Source organism: Streptomyces sp. NPDC003327, from assembly GCF_053589515.1.
In genome coordinates this window covers 38,580-54,024 of record NZ_JBSFSA010000033.1, presented here as the reverse complement: position 1 = coordinate 54,024, position 15,445 = coordinate 38,580, and the positions used below count along the sequence as shown (strand labels likewise).

The 15,445-nt window shown below is 71.1% G+C and carries 14 protein-coding genes; all 14 read left to right on the top strand.

The genetic code is table 11. The features are described 5' to 3' along the window. Nucleotides 1–99 precede the first annotated feature (99 nt). The 14 genes from ACWDVG_RS22965 (at nucleotide 100) to ACWDVG_RS22900 (ending at nucleotide 15,347) form a co-directional block, all read left to right on the top strand. Entirely contained in the window at nucleotides 100–1,032 is a 933-nt protein-coding gene (locus tag ACWDVG_RS22965) for an ABC transporter permease (RefSeq protein ID WP_451701301.1), read from the top strand. Beyond that, the gene (locus tag ACWDVG_RS22960; RefSeq protein ID WP_451701268.1) at nucleotides 1,025–1,981 is read left to right on the top strand and encodes an ABC transporter permease; all 957 of its coding nucleotides are present in this window, start codon (nucleotides 1,025–1,027) and stop codon (nucleotides 1,979–1,981) included. The genes ACWDVG_RS22965 and ACWDVG_RS22960 overlap by 8 nt, the downstream gene beginning before the upstream one ends. 14 nt (nucleotides 1,982–1,995) lie before the next feature. Further along, nucleotides 1,996–3,054, top strand: a complete 1,059-nt coding sequence (locus ACWDVG_RS22955) for an ABC transporter ATP-binding protein (protein WP_451701266.1) — start codon at nucleotides 1,996–1,998, stop codon at nucleotides 3,052–3,054. Continuing rightward, on the top strand, nucleotides 3,047–4,132 hold the full coding sequence (locus tag ACWDVG_RS22950) for an ABC transporter ATP-binding protein (protein ID WP_451701264.1): 1,086 nt from the start codon (nucleotides 3,047–3,049) through the stop codon (nucleotides 4,130–4,132). The genes ACWDVG_RS22955 and ACWDVG_RS22950 overlap by 8 nt, the downstream gene beginning before the upstream one ends. Nucleotides 4,133–4,344: 212 nt before the next feature. Further along, nucleotides 4,345–5,973 (top strand): peptide ABC transporter substrate-binding protein, encoded by a 1,629-nt coding sequence (locus tag ACWDVG_RS22945; RefSeq protein ID WP_451701262.1) that lies wholly within the window; start codon nucleotides 4,345–4,347, stop codon nucleotides 5,971–5,973. A gap of 88 nt (nucleotides 5,974–6,061) precedes the next feature. Next, complete coding sequence (locus tag ACWDVG_RS22940) at nucleotides 6,062–6,985, top strand: ABC transporter permease (protein WP_451701260.1); 924 nt, start codon at nucleotides 6,062–6,064, stop codon at nucleotides 6,983–6,985. Beyond that, on the top strand, nucleotides 6,978–7,964 hold the full coding sequence (locus tag ACWDVG_RS22935) for an ABC transporter permease (RefSeq protein WP_451701259.1): 987 nt from the start codon (nucleotides 6,978–6,980) through the stop codon (nucleotides 7,962–7,964). The genes ACWDVG_RS22940 and ACWDVG_RS22935 overlap by 8 nt, the downstream gene beginning before the upstream one ends. Nucleotides 7,965–7,970: 6 nt before the next feature. Then, nucleotides 7,971–8,954, top strand: a complete 984-nt coding sequence (locus tag ACWDVG_RS22930) for an ABC transporter ATP-binding protein (RefSeq protein WP_451701257.1) — start codon at nucleotides 7,971–7,973, stop codon at nucleotides 8,952–8,954. Beyond that, entirely contained in the window at nucleotides 8,947–10,020 is a 1,074-nt protein-coding gene (locus ACWDVG_RS22925) for an ABC transporter ATP-binding protein (protein WP_451701254.1), read from the top strand. The genes ACWDVG_RS22930 and ACWDVG_RS22925 overlap by 8 nt, the downstream gene beginning before the upstream one ends. Before the next feature lie 224 nt (nucleotides 10,021–10,244). Beyond that, on the top strand, nucleotides 10,245–11,183 hold the full coding sequence (locus ACWDVG_RS22920) for a hypothetical protein (RefSeq protein ID WP_451701253.1): 939 nt from the start codon (nucleotides 10,245–10,247) through the stop codon (nucleotides 11,181–11,183). A gap of 339 nt (nucleotides 11,184–11,522) precedes the next feature. Further along, nucleotides 11,523–11,717, top strand: a complete 195-nt coding sequence (locus ACWDVG_RS22915; protein WP_015035959.1) for a hypothetical protein — start codon at nucleotides 11,523–11,525, stop codon at nucleotides 11,715–11,717. A gap of 50 nt (nucleotides 11,718–11,767) precedes the next feature. Next, a complete protein-coding gene (gene mshB, locus ACWDVG_RS22910; protein ID WP_451701251.1) occupies nucleotides 11,768–12,661 on the top strand; it encodes an N-acetyl-1-D-myo-inositol-2-amino-2-deoxy-alpha-D-glucopyranoside deacetylase in 894 nt (297 codons plus the stop codon). Continuing rightward, complete coding sequence (locus ACWDVG_RS22905; protein WP_451701249.1) at nucleotides 12,658–13,011, top strand: DUF6113 family protein; 354 nt, start codon at nucleotides 12,658–12,660, stop codon at nucleotides 13,009–13,011. The genes mshB and ACWDVG_RS22905 overlap by 4 nt, the downstream gene beginning before the upstream one ends. 176 nt (nucleotides 13,012–13,187) lie before the next feature. After that, nucleotides 13,188–15,347, top strand: a complete 2,160-nt coding sequence (locus ACWDVG_RS22900) for a hypothetical protein (protein ID WP_451701248.1) — start codon at nucleotides 13,188–13,190, stop codon at nucleotides 15,345–15,347. The last annotated feature ends 98 nt before the right edge of the window (nucleotides 15,348–15,445 follow it).

Sequence of the window (15,445 nt, the reverse complement as noted above, 5' to 3'; positions counted from 1 at the left end):
CTGGGGGGCCCTTCCACGACATCGCCGTGCCCGGATCGGGGCACGGCCTGTCGCGGGAGGGCCCGTCGGCTGCGGCCGTCACATCTCAACGGAGGCATGATGGGGCGCTATGTCGCACGACGACTGCTCCAGATGATCCCGGTCTTTTTCGGGACAACCCTGCTGATCTTCCTCATGGTCTACAGCCTGCCCGGCGACCCCGTGGCCGGTCTGTTCGGTGACAAGGGAGCATCTCCCTCGACCATCGCGGAGATCAGACACAAGCTCGGTCTCGACCAGCCGCTGATCAAGCAGTACTGGGACTACATCAGCGGGATCATCTTCCACTTCGACTTCGGGACGCAGCTGCGCAACGACCGTCCCGTGACCGAAGTGGTGGGCGACGCGTTCCCCGTCACCATTCAGCTGGCGGCCCTCGCCTTCGCCTTCGAGCTGATCTTCGGCATCGGCCTCGGCATCATCGCCGGCCTCCGCGCCGGCCGCCTGGCGGACAACGCCATCCTGATCTTCACCCTGCTGATCATCTCGATCCCGGTCTTCGTCCTGGGCTTCTTCATCAAGATGATCTTCGCGGACAACCTGGGCTGGATCGCGCCGAACGTCAGCAACGACCAGCTGCTCTCCGAGATGATCGCTCCGGCCATCGTCCTCGGTGGTCTCTCGCTTGCCTATGTGGCGCGGCTCACGCGCACCTCGATGGCCGAGAACCTGCGCGCCGACTACATGCGCACGGCCGTCGCCAAGGGCCTGCCGAAGCGCCGCGTCATCGGTGTCCACCTCATGCGCAACTCGATGATCCCGGTCGTCACCTTCCTCGGCACCGACATCGGCGCCCTGATGGGCGGCGCGATCGTCACCGAGCGCATCTTCAACGTGAAGGGCGTCGGCGGCCTGATCGCCGAGTCGATCACCCGGCGCGAGGGCACCACCCTCGTCGGCCTCGTGACCATCCTGGTCCTTGTCTACCTCGTGACCAGCCTCCTCATCGACCTGCTGTACGCGGTCCTGGACCCGAGGATCCGGTATGCCTGACGTGACCAAGACCGCCACCTCCACCGCAGCCGAGGACGCCGTCGCCACCCCCCCGGTGGACGTGGCCCCGGCCGCCAAGCCGGAGAAGGCGCGCAGCCTGTGGGGCGACGCCTGGCGCGACCTGCGCCGGAATCCGTACTTCATCGTCTCGTCGGTGCTGATCGCGTTCCTGCTGCTGATCGCCGCCTTCCCGACCCTCTTCACCAGCGCGTCCCCGACCGCCGGTGACCTGGTGAAGCACTACCTCGGCAAGCCCGAGCTGGGCAGCATCGGCTCCGAGGGCTGGTTCGGCTACGACCAGCAGGGCCGCTCCGTCTACTCCCGTCTGATCTACGGCACCCGCGCCTCGATCATCGTCGGCATCTGCGTCACCCTCATCGTCACCGTCGTCGGCGGCCTGATGGGCATGCTCGCCGGCTACTTCGGCGGCTGGATCGACGCGCTCCTCTCCCGGGTCACCGACATCTTCTTCGGCATCCCGTTCCTGCTCGGCGCCATGGTCGTCCTGCAGTCCTTCACCGACCGGACCGTCTGGGTCGTCGTCTTCGCCCTCGCCTTCCTCGGCTGGACGCAGATGGCGCGCGTCATGCGCGGCGCCGTGATCACCGTGAAGCAGGCCGACTACGTCCACGCCGCCAAGGCCCTCGGCGCCGGCACGTCCCGGATCCTCTTCCGGCACATCCTGCCGAACGCCATGGCCCCGGTGATCGTCGTCGCGACCATCGCGCTCGGCGGCTACATCTCGGCCGAGGCCACCCTGTCCTACCTGGGTCTGGGCCTCGCCGCCCCGACCGTCTCGTGGGGTGTCGACGTCTCCACCGCCGTCGACCAGATCCGCGTTGCCCCGCATGTCCTGCTCTGGCCGTCGATCATGCTGAGCATCACCGTCCTGGCGTTCATCATGCTCGGCGAAGCCGTCCGCAACGCCCTCGACCCCAAGCTGCGCTGAGGAGGGCGTAAAAGATGAGCATCATCGACAAGACCGCGGCCGTCCCCGCGCCGCGCGACGGAGCCGAGCACAACGGCCCGCTGCTCGAAGTCAAGGACCTGCACGTCGAGTTCCACACCCGCGACGGTGTGGCCAAGGCGGTCAACGGCGTCAACTACTCGGTGAACGCCGGTGAGACGCTCGCCGTGCTCGGCGAGTCCGGCTCCGGCAAGTCCGTCACCGCGCAGGCCATCATGGGCATCCTCGACATGCCGCCCGGCAAGATCCCGCAGGGCGAGATCCTGTTCCGCGGCGAGGACATGCTCAAGATGTCCTACGAGGAGCGCCGGAAGATCCGCGGCCGGAAGATCGCCATGATCTTCCAGGACGCGCTGTCCTCCCTGAACCCGGTCCTCACCGTCGGCTACCAGCTCGGCGAGATGTTCCGGGTCCACCACGGCCTGTCCAAGAAGGACGCCAAGGCCAGGGCCATCGAGCTGATGGACAAGGTCAAGATCCCCGCCGCCGCGGCCCGGGTCTCCGACTACCCCCACCAGTTCTCCGGCGGCATGCGCCAGCGCATCATGATCGCCATGGCGCTGGCCCTCGAGCCCGACCTGATCATCGCCGACGAGCCCACCACGGCCCTCGACGTGACGGTCCAGGCCCAGGTCATGGACCTCCTCGCGGAGCTCCAGCGCGAGTACAACATGGGCCTGATCCTGATCACCCACGACCTCGGAGTCGTCGCCGACGTCGCGGACAAGATCGCCGTGATGTACGCGGGCCGGATCGTCGAGCAGGCGCCCGTGCACGAGCTGTACGCGCGCCCCGCCCACCCGTACACCCGGGGCCTCCTGGACTCGATCCCGCGCCTGGACCAGAAGGGCCAGGAGCTGTACGCGATCAAGGGCCTGCCGCCCAACCTGCTCCGGGTGCCCGCCGGCTGCGCCTTCAACCCGCGCTGCCCCAAGGCCACCGACCTCTGCCGCACGGAGATCCCGGCCCTGGTGCCGGTCACCGAGCAGGACGGTGCGGACCTGCCGGGCCGCAAGAGCGCCTGCCACTTCTGGAAGGAGACGATCCATGGCTGACCTCAGCAAGAACGACGAGGCCGTGGCCGCCGCGCTCGACGCCCCCGTCGAGCGGGGGGAGCCGATCCTCCAGGTGCGCAACCTGCAGAAGCACTTCCCGCTGACGCAGGGCATCCTCTTCAAGAAGCGGGTCGGCGCGGTCAAGGCCGTGGACGGGGTCTCCTTCGACCTCTTCCAGGGCGAGACCCTCGGCATCGTGGGCGAGTCCGGCTGTGGCAAGTCCACCGTCGCCAAGCTCCTGATGAACCTGGAGCGGGCCACCGCCGGCGAGGTCTTCTACAAGGGCCAGGACATCACCAGGCTGTCCGGCCGCGCCCTGAAGGCCGTCCGCCGCAACATCCAGATGGTGTTCCAGGACCCGTACACCTCGCTGAACCCGCGCATGACGGTCGGCGACATCATCGGCGAGCCCTTCGACATCCACCCCGAGGTGGCCCCGAAGGGCGACCGGCGCCGCAAGGTGCAGGAGCTGCTCGACGTCGTCGGTCTGAACCCCGAGTACATCAACCGCTACCCGCACCAGTTCTCCGGCGGTCAGCGCCAGCGCATCGGCATCGCCCGCGGCCTCGCGCTCAACCCGGAGATCATCATCTGCGACGAGCCGGTCTCCGCCCTGGACGTCTCCGTCCAGGCGCAGGTCATCAACCTGATGGAGAAGCTGCAGGACGAGTTCAACCTCTCCTACATCTTCATCGCGCACGACCTGTCGATCGTCCGGCACATCTCGGACCGCGTGGGCGTGATGTACCTCGGCAAGATGGCCGAGATCGGTACGGACGAGCAGATCTACGAGCACCCGACGCACCCGTACACGCAGGCGCTGCTCTCCGCGGTGCCCGTGCCGGACCCGGAGGCCCGCGCCCACCGCGACCGGATCATCCTCACCGGTGACGTCCCCTCACCGGCGAACCCGCCGTCGGGCTGCCGCTTCCGCACCCGTTGCTGGAAGGCGCAGGAGAAGTGCTCCACCGAGGTCCCGCTCCTCGCGATCCCGGAGCGCTTCCAGGGCCAGGACACCCTGGCCGCGCACGAGTCGGCCTGCCACTTCGCCGAGGAGCGGACGGTCCTCCCCGTCTGATCCGGCTGATCCGGCTGATCCGTTCGATCTGCTGATCCGCACGCGTCGAACGCACCGGGCGCCCCGGTTCCGTACCCACGGAACCGGGGCGCCCTTCGTCGTCCGCGCGCCCCGCGCCCGCCGCCCGGACGGGTGCGACCGAGATGCGCGCATGTCCCTTACGCGGTGATATGGGGGCCTAAGTCTCGGCAAGGATCTTCGGGAGGCATGTCATGCGCGGAGCCACGCACGCGAAGTGGGCCGCACTGGCCACCGCGGTCGCCCTCGCGGCGACCGCCTGTGGCGGCGGTGACGACAGCGGCGGTGGCGGAGGGGCCGACGGCATCGTGTCCTCCTCGTGGGGCGACCCGCAGAACCCGTTGGAGCCGGCCAACACCAACGAGGTCCAGGGCGGCAAGGTCCTCGACATGATCTTCCGCGGTCTCAAGCGGTACGACCCGAAGACCGGCGAGGCCAAGGACATGCTCGCCGAGAAGATCGAGACCACCGACTCCACCAACTTCACCGTCACGGTCAAGGACGGCTGGACCTTCTCCAACGGCGAGAAGGTCACCGCCCAGTCCTTCGTCGACGCCTGGAACTACGGCGCCAACCTGAAGAACAACCAGAAGAACGCCTACTTCTTCGGCTACATCGAGGGGTACGACAAGGTCCACCCCGACAAGGGCGAGCCCACCGCCGACACCCTCTCCGGCCTCAAGGTCACCGGGCCCCTGACCTTCACGGTCAAGCTCACCCAGAAGTTCTCGACCTTCCCCGACACCCTCGGCTACGCGGCCTTCGCCCCGCTGCCCAAGGCCTTCTTCAACGACCGCGCCGGGTGGCTCTCGAAGCCCGTCGGCAACGGCCCGTACACCGTCGACTCGTACACCAAGGGCTCCCAGATGGCCCTCAAGCGGTGGGACAGCTACCCCGGCGACGACAAGGCCCAGAACGGCGGCGTCACCCTGAAGGTCTACACCGACAACAACACCGCCTACACCGACCTCATCGCCGGCAACCTCGACCTCGTCGACGACGTCCCCGCCTCCCAGCTCAAGAACGTCGAGGCCGACCTCGGCGACCGGTACATCAACACCCCCGCCGGCATCATCCAGACCCTGTCGATCCCCTTCTACGACCCGGCCTGGAACAAGCCCGGCCAGGAGAAGCTCCGCACGGGCCTCTCCATGGCGATCAACCGCGAGCAGATCACCGAGACGATCTTCCAGAAGACCCGCACCCCCGCCAAGGACTGGACCTCCCCGGTCCTCGGCGAGGAGGGCGGCTTCAAGGACGTCTGCGGCGACTCCTGCGCGTACAACCCCACCGAGGCGAAGAAGCTCGTCGCCGAGGGCGGCGGCATCCCCGGCGGCACGATGAAGATCTCGTACAACGCCGACACCGGCTCCCACAAGGAGTGGGTGGACGCGGTCTGCAACTCCATCAACCGCGCCCTCGGCAACGACCGGGCCTGCGTCGGCAACCCCGTCGGCACCTTCGCCGACTACCGCAACCAGGTCACCACCCAGAAGCTCAACGGGCCCTTCCGGGCCGGCTGGCAGATGGACTACCCGCTCATCCAGAACTTCCTCCAGCCGATGTACTACACCAACGCCTCGTCCAACGACGGCAAGTACACGAGCGCCGAGTTCGACAAGCTCGTCGACCAGGCCAACGCCGAGACCGACACCGCCAAGGCCGTCGGACTCTTCCAGCAGGCCGAGGAAGTCCTCCGCGACGACATGGGGGCCATCCCGCTCTGGTACCAGAACGGCAGCGCCGGCTACTCGGAGCGCATCTCGAACGTGGCGCTGAACCCCTTCAGCGTCCCCGTCTACAACGAGATCAAGGTCAACTGACGCCGTAGCAGGTCGGTGGCGTACGGCCCGGCCCCGCGGACCCCCGCGCCCGGGCCGTACGCCTTCCCCACACCCCCCGGAGCCCCCCATGGGTCGTTATGTGATCCGGCGACTGCTGCAGATGATCCCGGTCTTCTTCGGCGCCACGCTGCTGATCTTCCTGATGGTGAACGTGATGGGCGACCCCGTCGCCGGACTGTGCGGCGACCGCCAGTGCGACCCGGCGACCGCGGCCCAGCTCAAGAAGGAGTTCGGCCTCGACAAGCCGGTCTGGCAGCAATACCTGACCTACATGGGCAACGTCTTCACCGGCGACTTCGGCACGGCCTTCAACGGCCAGGAGGTCACCGAGCTGATGGCCAGCGCCTTCCCGGTCACCATCCGCCTCACCATCGTGGCCATCCTCTTCGAGATCGTCATCGGCATCAGCCTCGGCGTCCTCACCGGCCTGCGCCGCGGCCGCCCCGTCGACACGACGGTGCTGCTGCTGACCCTGGTCGTCATCTCCGTCCCGACCTTCGTCACCGGCCTGCTGGTCCAGCTGCTCCTCGGCGTCAAGTGGAAGTGGATCGACCCCTCCGTCTCCTCCGAGGCCACCTTCGCCGAACTCCTCGTCCCCGGCCTGGTCCTCGCCTCCGTCTCCCTCGCGTACGTCACCCGGCTCACCCGCACCTCGATCGCCGAGAACAAGCGCGCCGACTACGTCCGCACCGCCGTCGCCAAGGGCCTGCCCCGCCGCCGCGTCATCACCCGCCACCTGCTGCGCAACAGCCTCATCCCCGTCGTGACCTTCATCGGCACCGACATCGGCGCCCTCATGGGCGGCGCCATCGTCACCGAGCGGATCTTCAACATCCACGGCGTGGGCTACCAGCTCTACCAGGGCATCCTGCGCCAGAACACCCAGACCGTCGTCGGCTTCGTGACCGTCCTCGTCCTGGTCTTCCTGGTGGCGAACCTGCTCGTCGACCTCCTGTACGCCGTCCTTGACCCGAGGATCCGCTATGCCTGACCAGCCCGAGCAGCCGTACGACGGCCAGGCCATCGCCCCCACCGGAGGCGGCGGCGCCTACGACCTCGCGATGGCCGAGGCCGAGACCCTGGAGAAGACACCGGGCGGCCCCGAGGGCACCGGCCCCGACAAGAAGCCCCGCTCGCTCTGGTCCGACGCCTGGCACGACCTGCGCCGCAACCCCGTCTTCATCATCTCCGGCCTGATCATCGTCTTCCTCGTGGTCATCGCCATCTGGCCGCAGCTCATCGCCAGCGGCAACCCCCTCGACTGCGACCTCTCCAAGGCCCAGGAGGGCTCCCAGCCCGGCCACCCCTTCGGCTTCAACGGCCAGGGCTGCGACGTCTACACCCGTACCGTCTACGGCGCCAGGGCCTCCGTCCAGGTCGGCCTCTTCGCCACCCTCGGCGTCACGATCCTCGGCTCCGTCCTCGGCGGCCTCGCCGGCTTCTTCGGCGGCGCCTGGGACGGCTTCCTCTCCCGGGTCACCGACATCTTCTTCGCCATCCCCGTCGTCCTCGGCGGCCTCGTCCTCCTCTCCGTCGTCAGCAACAACACCGTCTGGCCCGTCATCGGCTTCATGGTGCTGCTCGGCTGGCCCCAGATCTCCCGCATCGCCCGCGGCTCGGTCATCACCGTCAAGCAGAACGACTACGTGCAGGCCGCCCGCGCCCTCGGCGCCTCCAACTCCCGCATGCTGCTGCGCCACATCACGCCCAACGCCCTGGCCCCGGTCATCGTCGTCGCCACCATCGCCCTCGGCACGTACATCGCCCTGGAGGCGACGCTGTCCTTCCTCGGCGTCGGCCTCAAGCCCCCGACGGTCTCCTGGGGCATCGACATCTCCTCGGCCTCGCCGTACATCCGCAACGCGCCGCACATGCTGCTCTGGCCCTCCGGCGCCCTCGCCGTCACCGTGCTCGCCTTCATCATGCTCGGCGACGCCGTCCGCGACGCCCTCGACCCCAAGCTGAGGTAGGAACCCATGCTGCTCGAAGTGCGCGACCTGCACGTGGAGTTCCACACCCGCGACGGGGTGGCCAAGGCGGTCAACGGCGTCGACTACTCCGTCGACGCGGGGGAGACCCTCGCCGTCCTCGGCGAGTCCGGCTCCGGCAAGTCGGTCACCGCCCAGGCCGTCATGGGCATCCTCGACATCCCCCCGGGCAGGATCACCGGCGGCGAGATCCTCTTCCAGGGCCAGGACCTCCTCACGCTCAAGGAGGAGGAGCGGCGGCAGATCCGCGGCGCCAAGATGGCGATGATCTTCCAGGACGCGCTCTCCTCCCTCAACCCCGTCCTCACCGTCGGCGAGCAGCTCGGCGAGATGTTCCGGGTGCACCGCGGCATGTCGAAGAAGGACGCCCGCGCCAAGGCCGTCGAACTCATGGACCGGGTCCGCATCCCCGCCGCCAGGGAACGCGTCGGCCAGTACCCCCACCAGTTCTCCGGCGGCATGCGCCAGCGCATCATGATCGCGATGGCGCTCGCCCTCGAACCCGAGCTGATCATCGCCGACGAGCCCACCACCGCCCTCGACGTCACCGTCCAGGCCCAGGTCATGGACCTCCTCGCCGAGCTCCAGCGCGAACTCAACATGGGCCTCATCCTCATCACCCACGACCTCGGCGTCGTCGCCGACGTCGCCGACAAGATCGCCGTGATGTACGCCGGCCGGATCGTCGAGCAGGCCCCCGTCCACGAGATCTACAAGAGCCCCGCCCACCCCTACACCAAGGGCCTGCTCGAATCGATCCCGCGCCTCGACCAGAAGGGCCACGAGCTCTTCGCCATCAAGGGCCTCCCGCCCAACCTCCTGAACATCCCGCCCGGCTGCGCCTTCAACCCCCGCTGTCCGCTGGCCCGGGACCGCTGCCGCACCGACGTGCCCCCGCTGTACGACGTCACCGAGTCGCCCGTCCCGCGAACGAGCGCCTGCCACTTCTGGAAGGAGTGCCTCCATGGCTGAGGCGATTCTCGAAGTCCGGGACCTCCACAAGCACTACCCGCTCACCCAGGGCATCCTCTTCAAGAAGCAGGTCGGCGCCGTCCGGGCCGTGGACGGCGTCGACTTCGACCTCGCCGCAGGCGAGACCCTCGGCATCGTCGGCGAGTCCGGCTGCGGCAAGTCCACCGTCGCCCGCATGCTCGTCAACCTGGAGCGCCCGACCTCCGGCTCCATCCGCTACAAGGGCGAGGACCTCGCCAAGCTCTCCCCGAGGGCCCTCAAGGCCGTCCGCCGCAACATCCAGATGGTGTTCCAGGACCCGTACACCTCGCTCAACCCCCGCATGACCGTCGGCGACATCATCGGAGAGCCGTACGAGATCCACCCCGAGGTCGCGCCCAAGGGCGACCGGCGCCGCAAGGTGCAGGACCTCCTCGACGTCGTCGGCCTCAACCCCGAGTACATCAACCGCTATCCCCACCAGTTCTCCGGCGGCCAGCGCCAGCGCATCGGCATCGCCCGCGGCCTCGCCCTCCAGCCCGAGATCATCGTCGCCGACGAGCCGGTCTCCGCCCTCGACGTCTCCGTCCAGGCCCAGGTCGTCAACCTCCTGGAGAACCTCCAGACCGAGTTCTCCCTGAGTTACGTCTTCATCGCCCACGACCTGTCGATCGTGCGGCACATCTCCGACCGCGTCGGCGTCATGTACCTCGGCCGGATCGTCGAGATCGGCACCGACGCCGAGATCTACGACCACCCCACCCACCCCTACACGCAGGCGCTGCTCTCCGCCGTGCCCGTCCCCGACCCGGAGGCCCGCGCCCACCGCGAGCGCATCATCCTCTCCGGCGACGTCCCCTCCCCGGCCAACATCCCCTCGGGCTGCCGCTTCCGCACCCGCTGCTGGAAGGCCCGGGAGCGCTGCGCCCTGGAGGTCCCGCTGCTCGCCGTCCCCGCCGCGTTCCGCCTCGTCGACACCCCGGCCCGGCACGACTCCGCCTGCCACTTCGCCGAGGAGAAGCAGGTCGTCCCGCCGGAGGAACCCGACACCCCCCGGCCGCCGGCCCCGGGCCCGCCGGGCGCGTGACGTCCGGGCGGGTGGCCGGACCCGGCCCGGGCCCGCCGGGCGCGTAACGTCCGGGCAACGCACCCGAAGCGGCTCCGATATACGGACGCGGCAGGCTCGACGGCGTACGGCCGTGCGGGTGCCGTAGGCCGGCCGGGGCGACGGTTGTCCCCCGGCCGGCCGCAGGGGCGGGCCGCGACCGGAACCGCTTGTTTCGGTCGCCCATGACGGTCAGTATCGGCCCCGTGACTGTGACTCGACCGGCACGTCTCATCGGCGCCGCGCTCTGCGGAGCCCTCGGCCTCGTCTGCGCCGTCTGGATCCTCAGGGACCTCGCGGCCCTCGGCTCGCCCACCGGCCTCTTCCACCACTGGATCGGCGACCACGCCCTCCTGATCCGCCTCCGGGCCGCCACCTCCCTCGTCGACCCCGTGCTGCTCCTGGTCACGACGGCCACCGCCGTCGCCGCCCTCCGCTCCCGGCACGCCGCCTCCGCGCTCGCCGCCACCGGCGCCGTCACCCTCGCCCTGCGCCTCCCCGGCCTCTGGGCGCCCGGCACCGGCGCCCTCGTCACCGGCCTCCTCGACGTCGCCCTCGCCGCCGGACTCCTCGTCACCGCCGCCGCCGGCCGCCGCCCGGCCGCCTCCGCCCACGACCGGCCGCCCACCCGGCCCCGGACCGCCGCCGCCGTCGCCGCCGCGGTGCTGCTGGCGCTCGCCGCCCTCGTCGTCCTCTCCTGGGAGGTCCACCGGGCCGGGCAACTGCCCGCGGAGATCACCGTCGACCGCTTCCTCGGCGGCCGTTACCTCGGCGGCCCCGACCTCGGCGTCCCGCCCGGCTGGCTGGCCGTGGTCCTGGTCGTCCTCTGCTGCACCGCCGCCGGCTCCGCCGTCGCCCGAGCCCGCCACACGCGGGCCTTCGGGCTGCTCGCCGGGGCGTTCCTCGGCGCGGAGGGCCTCGCCGACACGGCCGGGTTCCTGCGGAGCGGGGTCCTTCCGCACCTCGCGGAGCTCACGGGAGCCAACCAACTGAGCGTCCTCAGTGCCCTGTACGGGCTCCTGGCCGGAGCCGCCGTCCTCGCGCTCCTCGCCGGACCGGGCGCCCCCGCGCCGCCCACCGCCCCGTACCCCCCGGCCGCCCTGCTCCCCCCGCCCCCGCCGCACCCCCGCCCGCCCGGCTGGTGAACGCTCGTCCGGAACCCCAGCCTCCCCCGAGCTAATGATTCCGGCCAATCCATGCGGCACATGCCAGGCTCCCGGAATCACCACTTCCGCACCCGGCCGCCCACCCCGCCAGGGCAAGCGGAAACCGGCGGCGCGGGAGCTCCCGGGCGCCGCGACCTGTGTGCGGCCGAAAACCGCGCTGTGCGCCCCCTCCGTGCCTCCGTCCGCCGACCAATGCGAGGGAACGGATAGTTATGATCCGTAGCGCTAGGTGGGTATGCATCACGACGGCACCCGCTCCGGCACGTACACGCTGACCGAACCGCTCGAACATCCGACCGAAGGTGGAGGTGAACCGCCGTGGCACTCTCGATCTCCGTGGTGGTGCTGCTGGCGATCGTCGTCTTCCTGCTGATCCGGAAATCCGGGCTGAAGGCTGGACATGCGGCGGTCTGCGCGCTCCTGGGGTTCTACCTGGCGAGCTCCTCCATCGCCCCCTCCATCAGCACCCTCACCACCAACGTCGCCGGCATGATCGGCGGCCTCAAGTTCTGACCCGGCGTCCCTGCCGGAGGGTCGGCGGCCCCGCCTCGTAGGCTGGGGCCATGACCGAGCTTCCCGCCCGTCGGCTGCTCCTCGTGCACGCGCACCCGGACGACGAGTCGATCAACAACGGCGCCACCATGGCCAGGTACGCGGCCGAAGGCGCCCTCGTCACCCTGGTCACCTGCACCCTGGGCGAGGAGGGCGAGGTCATTCCGCCCGAACTCGCCCATCTCGCCCCGGACCGCGAGGACCGCCTCGGCGCCCACCGCGTCGGCGAACTCGCCGCCGCCATGGCCGAGCTCGGCGTCACCGACCACCGCTTCCTCGGCGGTCCCGGCCGCTTCCGCGACTCCGGCATGATGGGCGTCCCCCAGAACGAGCGCCCCGGCGCCTTCTGGAACACCGACGTCGACACCGCCGCGCCCCACCTCGTCGCGATCGTCCGCGAGACCCGCCCCCAGGTCCTCGTCACCTACGACCCCGACGGCGGCTACGGCCACCCCGACCACATCCAGGCCCACCGGGTCGCCATGCGCGCCGCCGACCTCGCCGCCGACCCGGACTACCGCCCCGACCTCGGCCCGGCCCACGCGATCGCCAAGATCTACTGGAACCGCGTGCCGCGCCCCGTCGTCGAGTCCGGCTTCGCCCGCCTCCGTGCCGAGGGCTCCGTCTTCCCCGGCGTCGCCGCCGTCGACGACGTGCCCGGTGTGGTCGACGAGGACCGCGTCACCACCGTGATCGAGGCGGAACCCGAGCACGCCGCCCGCAAGACCGCCGCCATGGCCGCGCACGCCACCCAAGTCGCCGTCGACGGCCCCTTCTTCGCCCTCTCCAACGACCTCGCGCAGCCGATCCTCACCACCGAGTACTACGAGTTGGTCCGGGGAGACTCCGGAGCCCCCGCCGGGGAACGCGAGACGGACCTCTTCGCGGGGGTGACCGCCCGATGAACACGCCCCTCGCGCGCGGCGTCTCGTACGTCGTCCTCCTCGTCCTCGGCGCCCTCGTCGGCACCGCCGGAACCCTCGTCCAAGCCGCCTGGCTCCCGGCCGGGTTGTTCCTCGCCCTCCTCGCCACCGCCGGCCTCTTCTACGGGGGCCTGCGCGCCACCGGCAGACAGCTCGGCATCGCCGCCGCGGGCGGCGGCTGGCTCCTCGCCGTCATCGTCCTCAGCCTCGGACGGCCCGAGGGCGACGGCCTGTTCGGCGGCGGTGTCGGCGAGCTGCTCTTCCTCTTCGGAGGCATGGCGATCGCTGTGATGTGCGCCACTCTCGGCAAGCTGCCGCGACCGGCCGCGTGAGCAGGCCGACTTGAGACCGGGGTCGCCCTGACTTCGGCCGGATTGCCCGTCGTCATCCGCCGACGGGTCGGGTACGAGACGGCGGCGGCCAGTATGGTGGTGCGCGCCGCCGAACCGCCCGGGTCAGAACGAGCATCAGCAAGAGCGGGCGGCGGAGCCAACCGGGAGATCCTGCTTTGAGTCGTGAAACTGGTCGAGAGACTGACAGTCCGTCCTCCGGCGCCCAGGGGCGCGGTGGAGCCGCTTACCCGTCGGGGACCCCGCCGTACGGATCCCGCCAGTATCCGTCGCTCCACCCCACGCAGGACGCGCCGGAGGAGACCCCCGCCGCGGCCGCGCCGCCGGAGGAGCCCAAGACCGAGACCACGCTGACGACCCGGATCCGGATCAACATCCCGGGTTCGCGGCCGATCCCGCCCGTCGTGGTCCGCAAGACCGTCGCCGACGGCCCGGCCGCCGAGGCCGAGCCGGAGCCCGCGCCCGTCGCGGAACCGGAGCCCGAGCCCGCCGCCGCGCCCGAGCCGCCGCGGGCCGCGGAGGCCCCGGCGCCCAAGGCGACCAGCGACTGGTTCGCCCCGCGCAAGGCCGCACCGGGCCCGGTGCCCCAGGCCCCCGCGCCCGCTCCGGCCGCCCAGACCCCCGCGCCGCACGCCCCGGCCCCGCAGGCCCCGGCGCCGAAGCCCGCGCCCGGCCCCGGCCGCGAGACCCCCGGCACCGGCTTCGCCGGCTCGGCCACCTCCGGCGTCCCGACCGTCGGCACGACCCCGTCGAGCCGCCCGGTCAGCGCCCCGCCCGCCCCCGGTAACCCGCTCTACGAGACCGGCACCCCGGCCGGCGGGACGCCGCTGTACGACGGGACGCCCGCGGGCGGGACGCCGGCTTACGACGGCACCCCGGCCGGTGGCACCCCCGCCTACCGGCCCACCCCGCCCGGCGGCACCCCGATGTACGACGGGACGCCCGCCGCCGGAACCCCCGCCCACCAGGGCCCCGCCGCCCCGCCGGCCGGTCCCACCACCGGCCCGGTCACCGGCAACGCCTCCCTCGGCGGCGGCGCGCCGTTCCGCGGCCCCGCGGGTCCCGGCGGCCCGGCCGGACGCGGGCCCGTCGGTCCCGGTGGCCCGGCCGGACGCGGCCCCGTTCAGTCGGCCGGCGCCCCCCGTCTGTCCGACGACACCGCGGTCCTGACCCCCCAGCAGCCCGCGCCCCCGCGCGGCGAGGGCGGCGGCGGTCACGTCTCCGGCGACACCCTCACGAGCGGCATCCCGGTCGTCCCGCCGAACGCGGCGCGCCCGCACCCCGCTCCCCGTACCCCGGACGCGCAGGCCCCGGCGCCCGCCCCGGCCCCCGCGCCCAAGCCCGCCCCGCGCGCGGCCGCCCCGGCGAAGAAGGGCCGCTCCAAGCTGGTCCTCCTCGCCGCCGGGCTCGTCGGCCTCGCCGGGGTCGCCTACGGCGGCGGACTCCTCCTCAACCACTCCGACGTCCCCAAGGGCACCACGGTGCTCGGCGTGGACATCGGCGGTGGCACGAAGGAGGAGGCCGTCAACAAGCTGGACGCGGCCCTCGGCAAGCGCGCCGCCGCACCGCTCCAGCTCAGCGTCGGCGGCAAGAAGGTCCAGCTCCCGCCGGACAAGGCGGGCCTCTCCCTGGACAGCCAGGAGACCGTCCGCGCCGCCGCGGGCAGCGACTACAACCCGGTCTCCGTCATCGGCTCCCTCTTCGGCGGCGAGCGGATCGCCAAGCCCGTCTTCCCGGTCGACGAGGAGAAGCTCGCCGTCGCCCTCCGCGACCTGGCCGGCTCCTCCGCCTCCGCCACCGAGGGCACGATCCTCTTCGCCCCGAACAAGGTCACCCCGGTGGAGGGCAAGCCCGGCCAGGGCCTGGACGTGCAGCGCTCGATGATCTCCGTCCGGGACGCCTTCCGCGCCCAGGTCGAGACGGGCCGCGCGAACGTCGTCGAACTGCCCGTCACCACGCTCCGGCCCACCGTCACCAAGGCCGAGCTGGACCGGGCCATGCGCGAGTTCGCCACCCCCGCCATGTCCGACCTGATCACCATCAAGGCAGGCGGCAGGTCGATCGACTTCGGCCCGGCGCGGTCGCTGCCGCAGATCCTCTCCATGAAGGCGGTCAACGGCCGGCTGATCGAGGTCTACGACAAGAAGGCCATCGAGCGGCTCCTCGACGGCGCCTTCGACGGCGTGATGATCACCAAGGGCGACGGCACCAAGCACGAGGTCTCCGCGGACGACGTCGCCTTCGTGATGCGCGACGCCCTGCGCGGCAAGACCAGGGCGGAGCGCACGAAGACGATCGACCTCAGCGGCGAGGGCTGAGCACTCCCGCCGCTTGGGCTCCGAGCCCCCGTCCCCACCCCGGGACGGGGGCTCGCCCGCGTCCCGGGCGGTCACCACGCGCCGCTGATCCGGCCTGA

Coding starts and splice junctions, on each gene's coding strand:
- ACWDVG_RS22965 (WP_451701301.1), top strand. CDS start 100: ATGGGGCGCTATGTCGCACGACGACTGCTCCAGATGATCCCGGTCTTT.
- ACWDVG_RS22960 (WP_451701268.1), top strand. CDS start 1,025: ATGCCTGACGTGACCAAGACCGCCACCTCCACCGCAGCCGAGGACGCC.
- ACWDVG_RS22955 (WP_451701266.1), top strand. CDS start 1,996: ATGAGCATCATCGACAAGACCGCGGCCGTCCCCGCGCCGCGCGACGGA.
- ACWDVG_RS22950 (WP_451701264.1), top strand. CDS start 3,047: ATGGCTGACCTCAGCAAGAACGACGAGGCCGTGGCCGCCGCGCTCGAC.
- ACWDVG_RS22945 (WP_451701262.1), top strand. CDS start 4,345: ATGCGCGGAGCCACGCACGCGAAGTGGGCCGCACTGGCCACCGCGGTC.
- ACWDVG_RS22940 (WP_451701260.1), top strand. CDS start 6,062: ATGGGTCGTTATGTGATCCGGCGACTGCTGCAGATGATCCCGGTCTTC.
- ACWDVG_RS22935 (WP_451701259.1), top strand. CDS start 6,978: ATGCCTGACCAGCCCGAGCAGCCGTACGACGGCCAGGCCATCGCCCCC.
- ACWDVG_RS22930 (WP_451701257.1), top strand. CDS start 7,971: ATGCTGCTCGAAGTGCGCGACCTGCACGTGGAGTTCCACACCCGCGAC.
- ACWDVG_RS22925 (WP_451701254.1), top strand. CDS start 8,947: ATGGCTGAGGCGATTCTCGAAGTCCGGGACCTCCACAAGCACTACCCG.
- mshB (WP_451701251.1), top strand. CDS start 11,768: ATGACCGAGCTTCCCGCCCGTCGGCTGCTCCTCGTGCACGCGCACCCG.
- ACWDVG_RS22905 (WP_451701249.1), top strand. CDS start 12,658: ATGAACACGCCCCTCGCGCGCGGCGTCTCGTACGTCGTCCTCCTCGTC.